This is a genomic window from Mucilaginibacter sp. NFR10, assembly GCF_900100445.1.
Lineage (GTDB): Bacteria > Bacteroidota > Bacteroidia > Sphingobacteriales > Sphingobacteriaceae > Mucilaginibacter > Mucilaginibacter rubeus.
Genome location: NZ_FMTV01000001.1, coordinates 495,425 through 514,372 on the forward strand (window position 1 = coordinate 495,425; position 18,948 = coordinate 514,372).

Sequence of the window (18,948 nt, forward strand, 5' to 3'; positions counted from 1 at the left end):
TAATTAACGCAAATTATCCGGTAAGTGAAAGTGGAGTTGAGGTGTCCGCGTTTGTTTGTCCAGAAAATCATCGTTATTAATATGCGAAAATTTTATAACAAAATCGTGGCAATCCTTTTATCCCATAAATCAAGGTTCTTTTACTAAATTACAGGCTCTATCAACATACATCATTTATGAAGCTAGCCTTAATCCTTATACTTACGCTTTCTGCCGCCGTTAATGTATCTGCCCAACAGAAAAAAGCTTTAAAACCTGCTGATGTTTATCGGATCCCAACGGTAAGCGATCCCCAGTTATCGCCCGATGGCAAGTGGGTGGCTTATAGCGTTTCTGAAGTTGATACTGCAAAAGACCGCCGTGTATCACACCTGTGGATGCAGAGTTTTGATGGCAAAGAGTCTATCGAACTGACCCATGGTGAGGAGGCTGCCTCATCGCCGCGCTGGAGCCCGGATGGTAAGTATTTATCATTCCTTTCCTCGCGCGATTCAAAAACAGGCTCACAGGTTTGGCTCATCGATCGCCGGGGTGGGGAAGGTGTAAAACTGACCAATATTAAAGGTGATTTGAGCGACTACGCCTGGAGCCCTGATGGCAAGCGTTTGGTGATGGTGATAGGTGACCCCGAAAATAAAGGCAAAGAAGAACCTAAAACCCCCAAGCCCATAGTTATTGACCGTTATCATTTTAAACAGGATATAGTAGGATATCTTCAGCACTTGCATAACCACCTGTATTTAATTGATGTAACCACAAAAAAGCTGGATACATTAACCAGGGGCGATAAAGATGAAAGTTCGCCGGCATGGTCGCCAGATAGTAAGACTATTGCATTTGTGAGTAACCGCAGTGCCGATCCTGATAAAAATCAAAATACCGATATTTTTACCATTGATGCCCGGCCAGGCGCCAGTATGTTGCAGTTAACCACCTGGAGGGGGAGGGACGGTAACCCGCAATGGAGCCCCGATGGCAGGTATATTTCCTACCTGCGCTCAACCAGCGATGCTGATTATATGATGTACGATCAAAATGTGGTTTGCATAATGGATGTTGTGGGACAAAATAACAAACCGCTTACGCTACAGCTTGACCGCCCCGCCGGCGCACAAACCTGGGCCAAAGACAGTAAGAACATCGTATTTATCGTAACGGACGATCGTACCCGCTATTTGGCCAATATCAATATCAACAGTGGCAAAATCACACCGATTAATAAGGGTGATTATGTTTTCAACGATATAAACACCAATCTTTCAGGCAACTGGGTAGTACAAAAAACCGACCCGTACACCCCTGCAGAATTATTCGCTTTGGAAGATAAGAAACTTCGCAGGTTAACTTTCCACCATCAGGCCTGGTTAAACACTGTACAGCTGGCTTATGTCAAAGGTTTTGAATCAACCAGTGTTGATGGTACAAAAGTGTCTGGTATTATTTTAACGCCCGATAGCGTTCCCAATAAAAAATATCCGTTGATCCTGTTTATTCATGGTGGGCCCGTAGGACAGGATGAATTTGGTTTTGATGCTACAAGGCAAACGCTGGCTGCTGCCGGTTATGCTGTAGCTGCTGTGAACTACAGGGGCAGTAATGGCCGAGGGCTGGATTATTGTAAAGCCATTTATGCTGATTGGGGCAATAAGGAGGTAAAAGATTTGCTTGGAGCGGTCGATCAACTCGAGAAATTAGGCATCGCCGATCCTGATAAGCTGGGCATAGGTGGCTGGAGTTATGGCGGCATCCTTACCGACTATACGATAGCCTCCGATACCCGCTTTAAAGCAGCAGCAAGCGGAGCTGGCAGTGCGCTGCAGCTTTCGGTTTATGGTAGCGACCAATATGTGTTACAGTACGAAAACGAAATAGGCGTACCGTGGAAAAATGCTGATAAATGGATCCAGATTTCGTACCCGTTTTTTCATGCTGATAAAATAACAACCCCGGTATTGTTTATGTCGGGCCTGAAGGACTTTAATGTGCCGACCATCGGCAGTGAGCAAATGTACGAGGCATTGAGAACCCAAGGCATTCCAACCGAACTGATATTGTATCCTAATCAATTTCATGGGCTTACTAAGCCAAGTTACCAGGTTGATAGGTTGCAGCGCTATGTGGAATGGTATGATAAGTATTTAAAAAAATAATATTTTTATGCCCTCGAAACGGTTTTTTTATCGTGTTTTATGAAATATGTCCTGTTGATTTTAGGCGGATTGGCTTCTTTGCCTTTGATTGCCCAAACTGTGAAAAAGCCGCTTAAACCTACCGATCTGTATAAACAGCCAACGCTGATGGCGCCGCAGCTTTCTCCGGATGGTAAATGGGTGGTTTACGAATTATCAGAGGTGGATACAGCTAAGGATAAGCGTGTATCGCACTTGTGGATGCAGAGTTTTGACGGCAAGCAATCTATTCAGCTTACTTATGGCGATGAGCCGGCATCTACTCCTAAATGGACCCCTGATGGTAAGTTTATTTCTTATCTGTCCGAAAAAGATTCGAAAAATGGCGGGCAGGTTTGGATGATGGACAGGCGTGGCGGCGAGGGGCATAAACTTACCGATATTAAAGGTGAACTTGAAGAGTATGTTTGGTCGCCGGATAGCAAAAGGCTGGCATTGATCATTAAAGATCCCGAAAACAAAGGAAAGGAAGCTCCTAAAACCACGCCTCCTATAAAAATAGACCGTTACCATTTTAAGCAGGATATTGAAGGGTATCTGCAACACCGGCATTCGCATTTGTATTTGTATGATGTGGCCGCAAAAAAGCTGGATACCCTGACCAGCGGTAATATGGACGATAGTTCCCCGCAGTGGAGCCCCGACGGAAAAACGATTGCCTACGTAAGTAATCATACGGCCGATCCGGATCGGAATGAAAATACAGACATCTTTACGATAGAAGCTAAACCCGGTACCGAGCCGCAACAGCTTACCACTTTTACCGGCCATGATATCAATCCCCTTTGGAGCCCGGACGGCAAGCGTATTGCTTACCTCCGTTCAACAAGCGATGCAGATTATTTCATCTATCAGCACGATGTTTTATATCTGATGGATGCCGACGGGAAAAATAATCGCCCGTTAACGGATCAATTGGACAGGCCTGTTAGCAATATTGCATGGAGCCGGGACAGCAAAGACCTGGAATACCTGGTACACAGCGACAGAGTCCGTTATATCAACAGGTATAACCTGCTTACCCGTAAATCGGTATTGGTGTATAAAGGGAACCAATGCAGTTTTGCTGATATAATGAGCCATTCGTTAGGTGTATGGGTAGGGAAGATGACCACGCCATACATGCCGCATGAGCTGGTGGCGATTGAAAACGGAAAAATCCGCCGTTTAACTTTTCACCAGGAAAAGTGGCTGAACGAAGTTAAGCTGGCCTATGTGAAAGGTTTCCAGTCGTTCAGCAGCGATGGCACACTGGTTTCGGGGATACTTTTTACGCCCGATAGCGTAATTACTAAGAAAATGCCTTTCATTCTTTACATTCACGGTGGCCCTACCGATCAGGACGAGTTTGAGTTTGATGAGATCAGGCAAACACTGGCCTGCGCCGGTTATGCTGTAGCCGCTGTAAATTACCGCGGCAGTACCGGGCGCGGCATCGAATACACCAAAGCTATTTATGCCGATTGGGGCAATAAGGAAGTGAAAGACTTACTGGGTGCTGTAGATGAACTGGTTAAACTTGGCATAGCCGATAAAGACCGCCTGGGAATTGGCGGTTGGAGTTACGGAGGCATCCTTACCGATTATACCATAGCTACTGATCCCCGCTTTAAAGCAGCATCAAGCGGGGCTGGCAGTGCCTTACAGTTAGCCATTTATGGATCAGATCAATGGGTAGTACAATATGATAATGAACTTGGCGCACCATGGAAAAATGCTGATAAATACATCAAATTATCGTATCCATTTTTCCATGCTGATAAAATAAAAACCCCAACGCAATTCATGTCTGGCCTAAAAGATTTTAATGTGCCAACGGGAGGAGGGGAGCAAATGTATGAAGCGCTACGGTCACAAGGAGTACCAACCCAATTGGTACTTTATCCCGGCCAGTATCACGGTATTACCGTACCAAGCTACCAGGTTGACCGACTGAAGCGCTATATTGAATGGTTTGATAAATATTTGGCCCCCCAATCCCCTAAAGCGGGAGCTTTTTGATAAAGCAAGACTTAGGAGCAAGAGCGGCTTAGATAATTATACCTAAGCCGCTTTTTTTTATTCTGTCAATTCAATAATTCTGAAAATTCTGATTTCAGACAACCAGCTTTCCTTCAACCGAATCATCAATAGTTTTGCCGACAGCTGCACCGGCAAGGCGTTTTACAAAGGCGACGGCATTGCCATGTTTATTATCCCAGTAATAGCCTTCGGTTGGTTCAACTTTAATAACGCTGATGCGCGGATCGTCGACACCTTCGGTAAACCACACTTTGAGTGTCGGTTCCCATAGTTCTTTGATCTTTTCTTTATCTTCGGTAATGGTGGCTATCCCATAAAGGTTTAAAAAGTCAGAATATCCGGAACCCTGGAAAAGCAGATGGACAAAGGGATCTTTAGCTAACTCCTCATTTTTATGGCTGTCATTAGCACTCAGAAACCAGAAGTTGCCCTCATCATCAATTTTCTGTGCCGACATTGGCCTCACTGAAGCAGGTACGCCTGTTTTAAGACTGCTCACAAAGAAGCAGCTTTTTGCGCTTTCGGCAAGTTCTTTGATCTTGGCCAAGGCTTCAGGTCCATTCAAGTCCCTCATATTATCCTCAGGCTGTTGTTGATTGATACTATCCATTATTTCAAGTTTTGTTGGTAAATGTTATAAGAGTAACCAATCAAAAACTCAATTGTGTGGATTTATTTAACTTAATAGATAATTATTTAGTTATAAATGGTGGTTTGAGTGGTGGTCTAACTTACGAAGTTTTTAAAACTTCGTAAGTTAATATTGATCATTACCCAAACACCACCATCCTGTCCGGATATTTTGAAGCATAAGTTGCTACAATATTTTTGATATAGTCATTCCCCGGGTAAGGTGTGAGATAGCTTTTGAGTTGCTGTATGTTATTGGCATCAAAATAATGGGAGATATAGCCCATACCATAAAACTGGCCTTTCTCCACCAAAATACAGCTATGTTCGTCGCCGGTACGGCCCTCATCCCTGATAGCGTACGTTGGTAAAGCTTGCTTAAGCTGATCGATGGCATTGTTAACCTTTTCGTTATAACTGTCGGGAGGTTCAACACCTTCGCAGGCACAGGTACTTCCTGCTGCACTGACGCAGGGCTCATTGTTTTTTTGTATAAAACAAAGCTTAGGGCACAGGTCAAATGCTTCTATCAGTTTGTTGAGCAGGTTATACCCGTCAAGCAGGGAATTGCAGGTATATATCGGGTCGCTGTATTTGCGGTATTTATCAACTGCCAGGCGAATATACCCGCGTTGATCTTCAAAAGCGTAAAGACAGAAAGCATTTTCAAAGCGTTTTAACGAGCGATTATATTTGGGCCATAAGCGTTTGATCTCAATAGCTTCCAACACAAAGGCGATGAGCTCGGTGCCGCAAACCTGATAGCTGATCTGGTATATATTGCGTAAAAATTCCTGGCGCTGAAAGCCGGGGTTGTTGCCTGTAAAGTGGCTGCTTACCCTTTTTTTAACGTTTTTGGCTTTACCTACATATATCACTTTGCCTTTTTGATCATGAAAGTAATATACGCCCGGTGTATACGGCAACTGGTCAATGTCTTTTTTGGATAGGTTGGGTGGCAGCACCTGATCTTTTGAACCTTGCTTAAGCGATTGTTTAATGTGATTATCGGTATCACTGTTCAGCAGCAGGGTAAACAGTTCGGCTGTAGCTTCGGCATCGCCCATAGCCCTGTGGCGGTTTTGATTATCGATACCCAGATGTTTGCATAGCCTGCCCAGACTGTATGAGGGTAATCCCGGCAATATCTTTCGGCCAAGCCTTACAGTGCAAAGCTTATTGGTTTGCAGATCGTACCCGGCAGCGGCGAGGTGATATCGAACAAAAGAAAAATCAAAATTTACATTGTGCGCTACAAAGATTTTACCGTGAATGAGGTGGTAAATATCAGCTGCCACATCCTCAAAAGGGGGGGCATCCTTTACCATCTCGTTGGTAATGCCTGTTAAGGCGCTGATGTAAATAGGGATTTCACGCTGCGGATTAACAAGCGTTTCAAACCGCTTCACTACTTTTTTTCCATCATGTATGCATATTGCTATTTCGGTGATACCATTAGCGCTGGCATGCCCCCCTGTAGTTTCTATATCGACAATTGCATACATGATATTTCAAATGTAATATAAATTTGCTAATTATTTTAGTGTTGTTTAAAAAAGTCGGGAAGTCGGAAAGTCTGCAGTCCGCAAGTCGGAAAGTTTTTTGTTTAAGAGGGATTGCCCAGCTTATAAAAACAGAAATAAGGCAAAAGAAAAAGCCCCTGAGAAACTTTCCCAGGGGCCTAAATATCTTTCGGACTTTCCGACTGTGGACTTCCGACTAAAGACTTAAGACTTCTTATTTTTATTAGCCTGTATCTGTTGTTGCTGGCGCATCATCTCCTCCATTTTGGCACCAAAGCCTGATTTTTTCTTTTTAGTATCTTCAGGTTTCTTTTTGTTTTCCTGGATCTGGGCATGGATCTTTTTATCATCAACCATGAATTTGATCAGGTATTGCTGTAAAAAGGTGAACATGTTGGCCAAAAAGTAATAATAGTTCAAACCGGCAGGGTAGCTGTTCAGCGTGAAAAGGAATACCAGCGGAGTGATGTAGCCAATGTATTTCATTTGCCCTGTAGCACCGGAGATCTGGTTGTTGAAATAAGTATAGATCAACGTTGAAATGGTCATCAGTAAACACATTAAGCTAATGTGGTTAACACCGCCAAGAAAAGCTATCGGAGCAAATTTAATAACCGAATCATAAGTTGAAAGGTCATGCATCCACAGGAAGCTTTCGCCCCTTAGCTCAAATAGGCTTGGGAAAAAGCGGAAGAACGCGATAACTATCGGCATCTGGATGAGCAATGGTAAACAGCCGCCCAACGGGTTAACACCTGCTTTTTTGTAAAGCTTCAGGTACTCCTGTTGCAGCAATGTAGGGTTATCCTCACCAACTTTAGCTTTGATCTCATCCATTTCGGGCTTCAGCACACGCATTTTGGCCATTGAAAGGTATGATTTGTAAGTAAGCGGTGATAATACCAGCTTAAGCAATACAGTCAATACCAGGATAATCAAACCATAGTTCCAGTTAAACTTGTTAAGGAAGTTAAATACAGGCAATACCGCAAAACGGTTGATATATTTTAATGGTCCCCAACCCAGATTAACCAGTTTATCAAGGTCGTGCCCCTGGTCTTTAAGCGTATTAAAACGGTTGGGTCCAAAGTAAAACTCCAACGGTAAAGAACCATCAGTGCCGCGGGTAAGCGACAGGTCGGCTTTCATTTGTTTTACATCGGTGGTATCATTAAAATCAGTAGCAACAGCAATATCTGTTTTGGTAATGCCGCCTTTGGCTATCAGCACATTTGAAAAGAAGTGTTGTTTAAAAGCAACCCAGGCCATTTTTTTATCGCTGATGCTTTTTTGGTCGTCTTTGCCTTCGCTCAAGTAATCAGCATCCCCATCGGTATTGTAATAGTACACCGTTGAATACTGACGCTCCATTTTGATGTCTTTTTCCTGTTTGCGCAGGCTGGTGGCCCAGTTAAGGTTAATGGTGCTGCTGTTGGCAATAACGCCGTCAAGGCCGGTAGGCTTAATGGTTAGCCCAAGTTTAAAACCATCACCTTTTAAGCTGTATATATAATCAATATATTGGGTAGGGCTATAGCTTAAACGCATAGTAACCGAACCGGAATCTTTTTCGGCTATGTTAAGTTCTTTTGCACTTGGGGTAAAATAGTAATTGTTGGTGTTGATATTGGCAACACCGGCAGCAAACTTCAATCCAAATTGGTTATTGTTGCCGCTGAAAAGCACCAGGGGCTTCTTATCAAAAGTTTTGTAGTTTTTTAACTCAACGGAAGCGACTTTGCCTCCATGGGTGCTTAATTTAATAAGCAACTCTTTATTACCAATGGTAACAAACTCTTCTTTACCAACAGATGCGGCGCCAAAAGGCATTTTTAACAAGGCCGAATCAACTTTGGCTGTTTTGGCGGTATCAAACTTAGCTGTGGTTTTGGCAGCAGCGGCAGCTACAGCGGCACCAGCTTTTTTCAGCGAATCCTGGTGCTGTACCTCGCGCTCTTTTTTAAGGTCGGCTTCCGATGGCTTTAAAAAGTATATCGAGCCGGCAATGATCGCCATGATCAGGAATAATCCTGTAAACGTATTTTTATCCATTATCTAATTATCGTACAATTACTTATTTTTTGCGGGCATAAGCCAGCGAAGCGGCGACAAAGTTAATAAAAAGTGGGTGCGGATTAGCAACTGTTGATTTTAATTCGGGGTGAAATTGCGAACCGACAAAAAACGGGTGGTTTTTAAGCTCTACAATCTCCACCAGGCCATTGTCAGGATTAATGCCAGATGGGGTAAGGCCCGCAGCCTCATATTGCTTAAGGTACTCGTTATTAAACTCATAACGGTGACGGTGCCTTTCCGAAATATGGTTTTTTCCGTAAATAGCCGCCGCTTTAGTGCCTTTTTTAATATCGCAGGGATAAGCGCCTAAACGCATGGTACCGCCTTTGTTGGTGATATTTTTCTGATCTTCCATCATGCCGATAACCGGGTAAGGGGTTTCGGGGTTCATTTCGGTACTGTTGGCATTCTCAAATCCTAATACATTACGGCCAAACTCAACTACCGCACATTGCATACCTAAACAGATACCAAAGAAAGGGATATTATTTTCACGCACATGGCGGATAGCCTGGATCTTACCTTCAAAACCACGCTCGCCAAATCCTGGGGCAACCAGTACGCCGTGCATGCCCTTTAATTTTTCAACAGCGTTTTCGGGCGTAAGCTGTTCCGAAGGGATATATTCAATCCGCACTTTACATTCCTGTTTAGCACCTGCATGGATAAAGGCTTCGGTAATAGATTTATAAGCATCCGGCAGCTCCACATATTTACCAACCAGCGCAATACGTACATCGGCAGTCGGGTTTTTCAGGCGGCCAAGAAATTCTTTCCAGTTTTCGAGGTTTGGCTCGTTTTTGTGCGGAAGTTTTAATTTAGTCAATACGGTTTTGTCAAGCTGTTCTTTCAGCATTAACAGGGGTACATCGTAAATACTTGGTGCGTCAATCGACTCAATAACAGCATTGATATTCACGTTACAAAACAGCGCTATTTTTTTGCGGATATCGTTGGTAAGGTGGTGTTCGGTACGGCAAACCAGGATATCGGGCTGGATACCATACTCTAATAACATTTTTACCGAGTGCTGCGTAGGTTTGGTTTTTAATTCGCCTGCTGCTGCAAGGAATGGTACCAGTGTAAGATGGATAACTAAAGAGTTAGCCGATCCAATTTCCCAGCGGAATTGCCTTACAGCCTCAATATATGGTAATGATTCAATATCGCCTACAGTACCGCCAAGCTCGGTGATCACGATATCGTAATCACCGCTTTCGCCCAATATGCGGAAGTTTCTTTTTATTTCATCGGTAATGTGGGGCACTACCTGTACAGTTTTTCCTAAAAAAGCTCCTTCACGTTCTTTATTAATTACATTTTGATAAATGCGGCCGGTAGTAATGTTATTGGCTTTTGAGGTAGGAGTGTTCAGGAAACGCTCGTAGTGGCCAAGATCAAGATCGGTTTCGGCACCATCTTCGGTAACATAGCATTCGCCGTGCTCATAAGGGTTAAGCGTTCCCGGATCAATATTGATATAAGGATCAAACTTTTGGATGGTTACGCGGTAACCGCGCGATTGAAGGAGTTTGGCTAAAGAAGCAGAGATTATACCTTTTCCTAACGATGAGGTAACACCGCCCGTAACAAAAATATATTTAGTCATGATTTTTTTTGAAAATGACCGGGCTTTTATACCGCGGCCAATTGTTTCTGTACGGGATACAAAAGTACGAAAATTTTCACGCTTCGGCGCATCTGTTTTTAAAAAAAGGGAACTGTTAAAATAATGCAAACGGAACTATTTATATTACAGGTTCTTATATTGCAGTTCCTTGAATTATGTAATAGAGCATAGTAATCCTGCAATAGAAAATATTTTCAGTAGGGTAAACTAATTGTGTTATTGTTTTAAACCTTGATTGTAGTTAGCCGTCTATCTGTAACAACTTAAAACCTCTTCAAATGAGATACTATATCACAATTATCCTGCTGTTCTTTTTTGTCGATAAACTGTACGCGCAACATAGCGGAAATGTGGTTTATGGCGATAACTCAAGCATTAGGATCAGACCATCGGGTAAAAAGCTCTTCTTAACCGATTCTACTTTTATTATTGAAGCCAATGTACTTATGAACGTTATAGCCAATGATTACGCTGTAACTTTCGCCGTGTCAGATTCTGCAGCATCTGTCGAAAAATGTAATGAACAGATCAATAAGCGTACTGCCGGGTTTATTGGCAAATTGGCCGGTTTAAATATTAAACCAAATGAGATTTATGTTGATTTGATAGGTCAGAATAAAGTATTGGATTACCATGTGAAAGATAATCGTGCAGAGCAGTACTTAAAAGGATTCGAGATAAAAAAGAACATTACAGTAAAACTTTCTAATATCGGTCTTCTCGATAAATTGATGATTTTTGCTTCGGGTTTTCAGATCTATGATATTGTTAAGATTGATTATATCGCTAAGGATATTGAGCAGATAAACGACCGGCTATTCAAGCTCGCAACCGAGGTAATTAATCATAAAAAGGAATTATATGTGCAGGCAACAAACGCTCAACTGCTATCTGTATCTCAAATTTACGCTGAAGATTATTCAAGTTATTATCCAACGCAACTTTACAAAACTTATATGGCCAATAATAGTGGCTCGGTTTCGTCGCAGTATGACAGGTTTGTCAAAAAAGACCTTAATAATACCGTAACAGCTTATTACGAAAAGATAAATTACAGCGGAATTGATAAAATAGTAAATCCGGTTATTACAGAACCCGCCATTGAGTTTGCACTAACGCTGCAGATCAAGTTTCAGATAAAAAAAGTTAACTGATAAACTATCTCCCTAAATGAAACCGATGTTCTCGTTTGTAATTGCAATCCTGATGTGCGCTGAATTATATGCTCAGCACACGGTCTCGCCCAATAAAAAAAACACCGATCAAAAAATAATTAACAACTATCTTTACCAGCTTAATAAGCAACTGGTTGTTGATGGCTATGAGGGCAATAAAAGCCAATTAACAAAAGCAAGGATCGATAACCTGATTGAAGGAAGCCGTGATCGATATACCGAAGGCGCAGTTACTTATTCGCCCGATGGCAGGTTTAAGATCTTTGTTTTAAAGGGCGAGATGGTAGGCGGCCATATCAACTGTATCTATACAGCGTTTATACATTCGGCACAGGCAATACAAAACATTGTGATAAGCCCTGTTGAACGTATTTTTAAGCTTGGGGCGAATAAATACCTGATTATTCAACGAGAGGTAACCTGCGGAGGAACTATATTTTATGATTATCGCAAAGCTACGGTAATAGCCCTTGTTAAAGGAAAGTTAGTTTATTACCCATTTAATTACAAGTATCCCGCGGGCGGGACCAACGCGGATAAACAGGAACCTGACGGTAGCCTTATACTTGAACAGTTAACTGATGATGATCATATTTATAACCCTGCAGACAGCATACTTTTAAGGTTCGACCCTAAAACCAATAAGCTCCAATACAGATATCGGGTTGATTATAGCATTTGCTGTGATAAGAATTGGGTAGCAACGTTTTCTGGATTTTTTCAGTTTGAAAACGATCGCTTTATACAAAAAAGCGAGAGCAGCAAAGACTCGAAAATTACAGGTGATTAACCTTTAAATATTAAACCCGCTCCCTTTGCCTGCTATACATATCTATCTTACGGTGCAACTCGTTAGGATTAAAAGGCTTGCTTACATAATCGTTCATACCTACGGTAAAGGCCATATCCTGGATATCAAGCATGGCAGATGCAGTAAGGGCTATAATGGGCAATTTTTTGTACTTATCATCAGGTAGTTCACGGATAGCGCGGGTAGCCTGGTAACCATCCATTTCGGGCATTTGCAGATCCATCAAAACCATGTCATAGTCATGGGTTTGCACCAGCATCAGGGCTATCTCGCCGTTTTCGGCAACATCACATTCAACTTCCCATTGTTTCATGAACTGTTTGGCCAGTATCACATTGATCTGGTTATCTTCGGCAATTAGCAGCCTTGTACCCTTAAGACTTTTTAAGCGATAAAACTCATCACTATCGGCTGTGCTGCTTAATTGTTTTTTGCTGTTTTTAAAGGTAAGGGTAAAATTAAATACCGAGCCTTTGCCATATTCGCTTTCAACGGTAATGTCACTACCAAGCAGTTGCAGCAGGCGTTTGGTAATAGTTAAACCCAAGCCTGTACCGCCGTATTTGCGGGTTGTATCTGAACTGGCCTGGTTAAAGCTTTCAAAAATATGATCAATTTTATCGGGCGTTATACCTATCCCGGTATCGGATATCTCAAAATCAATGGTTGATGAGTCAGTTGTGTTGCTTGCTAACGATGCGGTTACCGTTACTCTTCCTTTATGGGTAAATTTAACAGCATTGCTCATCAGGTTGGTGAGGATCTGGCCCAGGCGCACCGGATCACCAATGATGGCATTGGGCAAATCCTGGTCCATCATCAGTTTTATCTGGATGTTTTTTTCGTTTGCCTTTTGCAGCAGGGCAAGACGGATATTTTTGATCAGATCGGTAAGACTAAAGTCAACGCTTTCAAACTCAACTCCGCCAGCCTCTATCTTGCTGAAATCCAATATGTCATTGATGAGTACCAGCAGATTTTCGGCCGAAAACTTCAGGAAGTTCAGAAATTCCATTTGCTCGGGCTTGGGGTCCTGGTGTATGAGCAGGTGAGTAAAACCAATAACGGCGTTCATTGGCGTACGGATTTCGTGGCTCATAATACTCAGGAATTGCGCCTTAGCCATGGCCGCTTTTTCGGCAAGTTCTTTTGAGTGGATCAGGGCAACTTCCAGTTCTTTGGCTTTAGCTATGCGCTCGTGCAAAAAGCTGATGATATGGATCAGGTCATCGTCTGAGTCGGAGATGTTTAACTCCACATCGGGATTAAGTGCCCTGATGGCTTCTTTCAATTGTGAGATGGAGCGCTGTTTGATCTCATTTTGTAACCGCAGGTTATCAGTAACCGTTACATATTCACGCTCACTTACATTAAAGGCATGGTCTGCAAGCTTTATCGATTTTTCAAAGTTTTTGAAGCTATTGTTTACTGCATCTAAAAACTGCAAAATAGCGCCATCTTCCAGGCATTGTTCGGGGAGCAATTTTTTTATCTGCTTATCCAATAAGTGATGGTACTCCATAATCAGTGTTCGGTAAAGGTTGTGATGGTCATGGTTTGGTTATGCAACTCACAATTTGACCCCTTATTAAGGGGTGACAATTCTCCGTATGAATAAAAGCCCGCCATAATGGTTTTATTGCCGAAGATGTGTTTAGCTGCCATTAATTCTTCGTCTGTACGGTCGTTAAGTACCAGTTTTCGGCCCACGCAGCTAATCAATATAGCCAGATCGGCATGCTCCGGCCCGGTTACTGCGTCGGCAGCGGCCGATGAAGAAGCACCGATCAGTTTTTCAAAATTGGCTTTCATCAGGCGTACTTTACTCCCTTCGGGCAAATTGCCGGCAAAGGTCATTGATTTTTTGTCTTCGTTAACGCTCAATATGGTTCGCACCAGTTTTTTATCTGAGCCTTCAATGGTTAGCGACAATGGGAATAGCAGTGCCGAACCAGGCAGTTCTTTAGCATACTCACCTAAATATTCTTTATAAAGATCGAGCGCGCTTTTCCCATCTATCTCAAAAAGTACATTTTTATCCGACCTGGTAATGCTTCGCTGAGGCCCAAACTCTTCCCAGCCCCCGCTTGATCCATGGCTAATATGCAGGCTATCGCCATAGAAGCCTATGGCTATCACATTACCTTGCGCGGGGACAGCGTTAAGACTGGTAAATGTGCTGTTAAACCGGGCTGCATCGCCGGCCAGGCCTCCGGTTACGGGAACCTTGCCCGGATTATCGCGGTTAAAGCCATCAACCAGTTCACTTCCGTTTATGAAAGTGCCGTCGGATATAATGAATACACAATTTAAGCCTTTTTTATCCAATTGCGACATCAGGAAGGCTCCCGTTTCGGCACTGTTGGCCTGTTGGTTTACATGGGTAGCAGTACAGGCTATGGATGATTTTTCTAACTCAACCGCGGTTACAACAATGCTGTCGTCATACACATCACTGCCCATGATTTCGCCAGCTGTGGAGGCAAAAACTACATTAGCATTAGGATAGCTCTTTTTAAGATAATCATAAATTTCAGGACCGGTAATTAATTTCGGTGCACCGAAAGCAAGTACCAACTGACATTTTTCAGCACTAAATTCAGGGTCTGTAAAGTAATTTACCCAACCCTTGTTTACAAAATGATGCTGCCTTATCTTCATGATGATTTTAGGTTAATAATATGGTGATGCTACAGATGAAGTTAATAAATTAAGAAACAAAAATTGCTTGAAATATGAAAGTATTAAACAGCTTATTGTTTACAGAAAATTCATTAATTATAAATATTGGAATTGTGTTTTAATAGTTTAAATTGGACTTTAATACAGTACGCTTAATCTTATACGTATTAAGAATAACAAGGTTATCAGTACGGGAAGTGTTAATCTATTGGGAGGGTTGAATCAGAAACTATATATCAAACTTCAGTTTCTCCAGATCTTCAGGCACATCAACGGCGTGGGTTTCCAGCTCGGTTTCGGCCACTTTGATACGGTAACCATTATCTATCCAGCGAAGCTGCTCCAGGCTTTCGGCCTTTTCAAGCGGGGATACAGGTAGTTTGGTAACTTCCTGCAATATATCTGCACGATAACCGTAAATGCCGATGTGTTTGAAAAAGGTGTGAAATTCGAGCCAATTCTCGGGTTCCTGGCCGCGGATATGGGGCAGGGTAGCGCGGGAGAAATAAATAGCTTCGGATAATTTATTGATCACCACCTTGGGCGAATTGGTATTATGGAGTTCCTGTTCGGTCAGGATCCTTTTTATAAGAGTGGCCAGTTGGGTTTCCGGATCGTTAAAGCAGGCTGTTAATTTGGTGATCTGCTCAGGGTCAATAAAAGGCTCATCGCCCTGGATATTGATGATCACGTCATACCCGGGGTGCAGGCGGGCAACTTCGGCACAACGGTCGGTGCCGCTTTGGTGGTTGGCACCTGTCATTACCGCAATGCCGCCAAAACCGTTTACGTGGTTAAAGATCCGGTCGTCATCGGTAGCCACGACAACTTCGCTCAGGCTCCGGCATTTTTTTGCCTGCTCATATACGCGTTGGATCATAGTTTTACCGCCGATATCAACCAATGGTTTACCGGGAAAACGTGACGATGCGTAACGAGCGGGAATAATGCCTAAGATTTTCATTTGATTTTTATTACAATGGTTTTAAACATTTGCAAAGCTAAGTCCTGATCCTGCTTTGATAAATTACTGCCTGATAGTTGGAAGTTTAAAGTTGATGATTTACTTTGATAGTAAATACCAGTAATTCCTTTTGAAGGATTTTTTGGCCAAACTGTTTTTACAATAAAATCTCGTTTCGACTCTTCATTAAAGTTGTGATCTTTTATCTCTGCAGGGATTTCTATCGGAATATACACTGTACTATCTTTGGTAAGTATATCTGCAATATAGTCAGCTTTAGGAAATTTGCTTTTTTGCTTAGCGGTAGGTTTATGTATTGAAATTTTGACTTTTATATTGGGGGCGTCACTATATGTACGTTCTCTATCGCAAAAATCACATCCGCGTTGCCAATCGTTAGTTTTTATATACTCCTGTTCTGATAGTAATAAGTGATTAGCATATCCCATCGAACTAATTTCGAAAGAGAGAGTATCGGTTGGAGCAATAATTCTACCTACAAAAGAGTCTATGCCTTGTTCCTGTTGGAAATGCCAGTTAGGAGGCAACCATAGTTTGAAACTATTCAAACTGAGCAGATGCCATGTGCTGATATTTACTTGTTTTTCTGAACTATGTTCGCAGGAGAATAAAAGAATAGATAATAAAGCGAAGATCAAAAACTTCTTCATACCCTATTAACTATTAAAACAGCCCGTTAATCTCCCTTTCAATCAAGTTCACAATGGTAGCCATGTCCTCGGTATTGTTAGCAAAATCAAGATTGTCTTTATCAAGGATGAGGAGTTTGCCCAATTTATAATTGTTGATCCATTTATCATACTTTTCGTTCAGTTTTGAAAGATAATCTAAACGGATACCTATTTCATACTCACGGCCGCGGCGCTGAATATTGCTTACCAGGGTAGGCACGGATGCTTTAAGGTAAACCAACAGATCGGGCGGTTTAATAAACTCGGTGATATTTTGAAAAATTGATTCGTAGTTTTCGTAATCGCGCGTGGTCATCAGGCCCATATCATGCAAGTTTTCGGCAAAAATATAGGCATCCTCGTAAATGGTGCGGTCCTGTATAATATTATGCCCGCTTTTTTGGATATCGATGATTTGGCGGTAACGGCTATTCAAGAAGTAGATCTGAAGGTTAAAGCTCCAGCGCTTCATGTCGCTGTAAAAATCCTCTAAATAGGGGTTGTTATCTACTGCTTCATACAAAGGGTCCCATCCGTAATTTTTGGTCAGCATCTCGGTAAGGGTGGTCTTTCCGGCGCCTATATTTCCTACAATAGCTAAGTGCATATATTTTAGTTCATGGGTTATAGTTCATGGTTCATAGCTGATGTTTTTAACGAAGAACACCCGCTGTTTTGAAATGAACTCCGACTAATATACACTATGAACTATGAACTATCAAAACCCGCTATTTAAAATTTCCTGAAGCCGATGATCTCTCTAACTTCCTTTATCGTTCTTGACGCGCTTTCGCGGGCCTTTTCGGCACCCATTTCGGCTACTTTGCGCAGGTAATCGGCGTCGTTGGCAATGGCGTTGATCCTGTCGCGGATAGGGGCCGTTGCCAGTACCATATCTTCGGCAAGTTGTTTCTTTAAATCGCCGTAACGGATAGCCATTTTATTATAAAGCCCATCAAAGTGGGCGAGGGTATCAGGGGTGGAAACAACCTTCATTAAATCGAACAGGTTTTGGATCTCCTGTGGTTTTTGCTGGTTTTCAACGGTAGGGCCGCTATCGGTTACCGCGCGCATTACTTTTTTGCGGATAGCTTCAGGGGTATCACCTAAAAATATGGCATTGCCTTCGCCTTCTGATTTACCCATTTTTCCCTTGCCATCTAATCCCGGAATTTTTACCAAACTTTCGCCAAAGCTAAAGGCAAAAGGCTCGGGAAAATAATCATGGTTATATAGCCTGTTGAAACGGTTGCCAAAAGTGCGGGCCATTTCAAGATGCTGCTCCTGATCTTTACCTACAGGCACTTTAGTAGCTTTGTGGATAATAATATCCGCAGCCATTAAAACCGGGTAGGTAAGCAGGCCGGCGTTCACATTTTCGGGATTGGCGCGTACCTTGTCTTTAAAAGATGTTGCTCGTTCCAGTTCGCCCAAATAGGCGTTCATGTTCAGGTACAGATATAATTCGGTAACCTCCGGAACATCCGATTGCACGTATATGGTAGCTTTTTCCGGGTCGATGCCTGCGGCTAAATATTCTATCAGCACCTGTTTTACGTTGCCATGTAAGTTGGCAGGCGTAGGGTGTGTAGTTAACGAGTGGAGGTCGGCAATAAAGAAAAAGCAGTTGTATTCATCCTGCATTTTTATAAAGTTTTGCAACGCCCCGTAATAATTTCCTAAGTGTAAGTTTCCGGTCGAACGGATGCCACTAACAACAGTCTCCATAGTGTGGCGAAAGTAAGGAATTTTTCTATTTTTGGTAATGATGAAAATGATATTGAGAAAAGTACACGTATATCTTTACATTGTGAGCGTGGCCCTGGGCTACGTTATATTATGGCCTTTTTTCTATTATTTTTCGCGTAAGCCCGAACGCTATCACACGCTCAATTCATTCAGAAGGCTTTGGGGCTTAGTGAGTTCTGCTTTCGCGGGGATATTTTACCATTTTGAATATGAACAACCGATTGACTGGAACAGGCCTTATATCATTTGTCCTAATCATACCTCAAACCTTGATATTTCGGCTATGTGTATCCTGGTTAAAAGCAATTGTTGTTTTATGGGCAAACATGAGCTGGAAAATGGCCTGGTAACCGGTCTGTTTTTCCGTACGGTGGATATTCCTGTTAATCGTGATAGTAAAATGTCGTCGTTCCGGGCGTTTAAAAAAGCATCCGAGAAATTACAGGAAGGCGTTTCTCTTATCATTTTCCCCGAAGGCGGAATTTCGGATCATTATCCCCCGCAGCTTTGCCCGTTTAAAAATGGTCCTTTCAGGCTGGCTATTGAGTTAAAAATACCTGTCATCCCGGTATCGTCGGCCAATACCTGGCGAATACTTTGGGACACCGGCATTAAGCACGGCAGCAGGCCAGGGATCTCTAAATTTAAGGTTCATAAGCCTATTGAAACGGCACACCTGAGTATCGACGATGCCGATGCTTTACGGGATGAAGTATTTGAAATTATGAACAATGATTTAAAGTTTGAAGGCGCTGTTTCTACCCTGGCTTAGTCAATTATATGACAGCAGACCGGGAATTTGTAA

General features: G+C 42.4%; 15 protein-coding genes. 5 read left to right on the forward strand and 10 right to left on the reverse strand.

Features of this window, described 5'->3' with window-relative positions; all coding sequences use genetic code 11:
- Positions 1 to 176 precede the first annotated feature (176 nt).
- On the forward strand, positions 177 to 2,150 hold the full coding sequence (locus BLP33_RS02230; RefSeq protein WP_090524452.1) for an alpha/beta hydrolase family protein: 1,974 nt from the start codon (positions 177 to 179) through the stop codon (positions 2,148 to 2,150).
- A 39-nt stretch (positions 2,151 to 2,189) separates the two neighbouring features.
- Positions 2,190 to 4,190: an alpha/beta hydrolase family protein gene (locus BLP33_RS02235; RefSeq protein ID WP_090524454.1), complete on the forward strand. Its 2,001-nt coding sequence runs from the start codon at positions 2,190 to 2,192 to the stop codon at positions 4,188 to 4,190.
- Positions 4,191 to 4,284: 94 nt separating this feature from the next.
- Here the strand turns inward: BLP33_RS02235 and BLP33_RS02240 are convergent, their stop codons facing one another.
- The 4 genes from BLP33_RS02240 to BLP33_RS02255 all read right to left on the reverse strand — a co-directional run bounded on the left by BLP33_RS02240 (position 4,285) and on the right by BLP33_RS02255 (position 10,049).
- Positions 4,285 to 4,821 carry a pyridoxamine 5'-phosphate oxidase family protein gene (locus BLP33_RS02240; protein ID WP_090524457.1) on the reverse strand — a complete coding sequence of 179 codons (537 nt, stop codon included), beginning with the start codon at positions 4,819 to 4,821 and terminating at the stop codon, positions 4,285 to 4,287.
- Positions 4,822 to 4,981: 160 nt separating this feature from the next.
- Positions 4,982 to 6,346, reverse strand: coding sequence for an exonuclease domain-containing protein (locus BLP33_RS02245; protein ID WP_090524459.1), 1,365 nt, complete (start codon positions 6,344 to 6,346; stop codon positions 4,982 to 4,984).
- A 222-nt stretch (positions 6,347 to 6,568) separates the two neighbouring features.
- Positions 6,569 to 8,416, reverse strand: coding sequence for a membrane protein insertase YidC (gene yidC, locus BLP33_RS02250; RefSeq protein WP_090524461.1), 1,848 nt, complete (start codon positions 8,414 to 8,416; stop codon positions 6,569 to 6,571).
- A gap of 22 nt (positions 8,417 to 8,438) precedes the next feature.
- Positions 8,439 to 10,049: a CTP synthase gene (locus BLP33_RS02255; RefSeq protein ID WP_090526164.1), complete on the reverse strand. Its 1,611-nt coding sequence runs from the start codon at positions 10,047 to 10,049 to the stop codon at positions 8,439 to 8,441.
- Positions 10,050 to 10,348: 299 nt separating this feature from the next.
- On the opposite strand from BLP33_RS02255, the gene BLP33_RS02260 reads away from it, so the two are divergent.
- Both BLP33_RS02260 and BLP33_RS02265 read left to right on the forward strand, forming a co-directional pair.
- Positions 10,349 to 11,224 carry an SIMPL domain-containing protein gene (locus BLP33_RS02260; protein ID WP_090524464.1) on the forward strand — a complete coding sequence of 292 codons (876 nt, stop codon included), beginning with the start codon at positions 10,349 to 10,351 and terminating at the stop codon, positions 11,222 to 11,224.
- Between the two features lie 16 nt (positions 11,225 to 11,240).
- Positions 11,241 to 12,035, forward strand: a complete 795-nt coding sequence (locus BLP33_RS02265) for a hypothetical protein (protein WP_090524466.1) — start codon at positions 11,241 to 11,243, stop codon at positions 12,033 to 12,035.
- 10 nt (positions 12,036 to 12,045) lie between these two features.
- Here BLP33_RS02265 and BLP33_RS02270 read toward each other — a convergent pair whose 3' ends face one another.
- The 6 genes from BLP33_RS02270 to trpS form a co-directional block, all read right to left on the reverse strand.
- The gene (locus tag BLP33_RS02270; protein WP_090524468.1) at positions 12,046 to 13,578 is read right to left on the reverse strand and encodes an ATP-binding protein; all 1,533 of its coding nucleotides are present in this window, start codon (positions 13,576 to 13,578) and stop codon (positions 12,046 to 12,048) included.
- A 2-nt stretch (positions 13,579 to 13,580) separates the two neighbouring features.
- Entirely contained in the window at positions 13,581 to 14,717 is a 1,137-nt protein-coding gene (locus tag BLP33_RS02275; protein ID WP_090524470.1) for an FIST signal transduction protein, read from the reverse strand.
- 250 nt (positions 14,718 to 14,967) lie between these two features.
- Positions 14,968 to 15,702: a 3-deoxy-manno-octulosonate cytidylyltransferase gene (gene kdsB / locus BLP33_RS02280; protein ID WP_090524472.1), complete on the reverse strand. Its 735-nt coding sequence runs from the start codon at positions 15,700 to 15,702 to the stop codon at positions 14,968 to 14,970.
- On the reverse strand, positions 15,699 to 16,373 hold the full coding sequence (locus BLP33_RS02285) for a hypothetical protein (protein WP_090524474.1): 675 nt from the start codon (positions 16,371 to 16,373) through the stop codon (positions 15,699 to 15,701). The genes kdsB and BLP33_RS02285 overlap by 4 nt, the downstream gene beginning before the upstream one ends.
- Positions 16,374 to 16,386: 13 nt before the next feature.
- Positions 16,387 to 17,001 carry a deoxynucleoside kinase gene (locus BLP33_RS02290; protein ID WP_090524476.1) on the reverse strand — a complete coding sequence of 205 codons (615 nt, stop codon included), beginning with the start codon at positions 16,999 to 17,001 and terminating at the stop codon, positions 16,387 to 16,389.
- A gap of 125 nt (positions 17,002 to 17,126) precedes the next feature.
- On the reverse strand, positions 17,127 to 18,122 hold the full coding sequence (gene trpS, locus BLP33_RS02295) for a tryptophan--tRNA ligase (RefSeq protein WP_090524478.1): 996 nt from the start codon (positions 18,120 to 18,122) through the stop codon (positions 17,127 to 17,129).
- A 37-nt stretch (positions 18,123 to 18,159) separates the two neighbouring features.
- Here trpS and BLP33_RS02300 point away from each other — a divergent pair, with 37 nt between their 5' ends.
- Positions 18,160 to 18,915, forward strand: coding sequence for a lysophospholipid acyltransferase family protein (locus tag BLP33_RS02300; RefSeq protein ID WP_254780044.1), 756 nt, complete (start codon positions 18,160 to 18,162; stop codon positions 18,913 to 18,915).
- Positions 18,916 to 18,948 lie beyond the last annotated feature (33 nt).

Bases quoted from the DNA above. Each gene is read 5' to 3' on its own strand.
- BLP33_RS02245 (WP_090524459.1), bottom strand. From the start codon at position 6,346: ATGTATGCAATTGTCGATATAGAAACTACAGGGGGGCATGCCAGCGCT.
- BLP33_RS02275 (WP_090524470.1), bottom strand. From the start codon at position 14,717: ATGAAGATAAGGCAGCATCATTTTGTAAACAAGGGTTGGGTAAATTAC.
- kdsB (WP_090524472.1), bottom strand. From the start codon at position 15,702: ATGAAAATCTTAGGCATTATTCCCGCTCGTTACGCATCGTCACGTTTT.
- BLP33_RS02300 (WP_254780044.1), top strand. From the start codon at position 18,160: ATGATGAAAATGATATTGAGAAAAGTACACGTATATCTTTACATTGTG.
- BLP33_RS02230 (WP_090524452.1), top strand. From the start codon at position 177: ATGAAGCTAGCCTTAATCCTTATACTTACGCTTTCTGCCGCCGTTAAT.
- BLP33_RS02285 (WP_090524474.1), bottom strand. From the start codon at position 16,373: ATGAAGAAGTTTTTGATCTTCGCTTTATTATCTATTCTTTTATTCTCC.
- BLP33_RS02260 (WP_090524464.1), top strand. From the start codon at position 10,349: ATGAGATACTATATCACAATTATCCTGCTGTTCTTTTTTGTCGATAAA.
- BLP33_RS02255 (WP_090526164.1), bottom strand. From the start codon at position 10,049: ATGACTAAATATATTTTTGTTACGGGCGGTGTTACCTCATCGTTAGGA.
- BLP33_RS02265 (WP_090524466.1), top strand. From the start codon at position 11,241: ATGAAACCGATGTTCTCGTTTGTAATTGCAATCCTGATGTGCGCTGAA.
- BLP33_RS02235 (WP_090524454.1), top strand. From the start codon at position 2,190: ATGAAATATGTCCTGTTGATTTTAGGCGGATTGGCTTCTTTGCCTTTG.
- BLP33_RS02240 (WP_090524457.1), bottom strand. From the start codon at position 4,821: ATGGATAGTATCAATCAACAACAGCCTGAGGATAATATGAGGGACTTG.
- BLP33_RS02270 (WP_090524468.1), bottom strand. From the start codon at position 13,578: ATGGAGTACCATCACTTATTGGATAAGCAGATAAAAAAATTGCTCCCC.
- BLP33_RS02290 (WP_090524476.1), bottom strand. From the start codon at position 17,001: ATGCACTTAGCTATTGTAGGAAATATAGGCGCCGGAAAGACCACCCTT.
- yidC (WP_090524461.1), bottom strand. From the start codon at position 8,416: ATGGATAAAAATACGTTTACAGGATTATTCCTGATCATGGCGATCATT.
- trpS (WP_090524478.1), bottom strand. From the start codon at position 18,122: ATGGAGACTGTTGTTAGTGGCATCCGTTCGACCGGAAACTTACACTTA.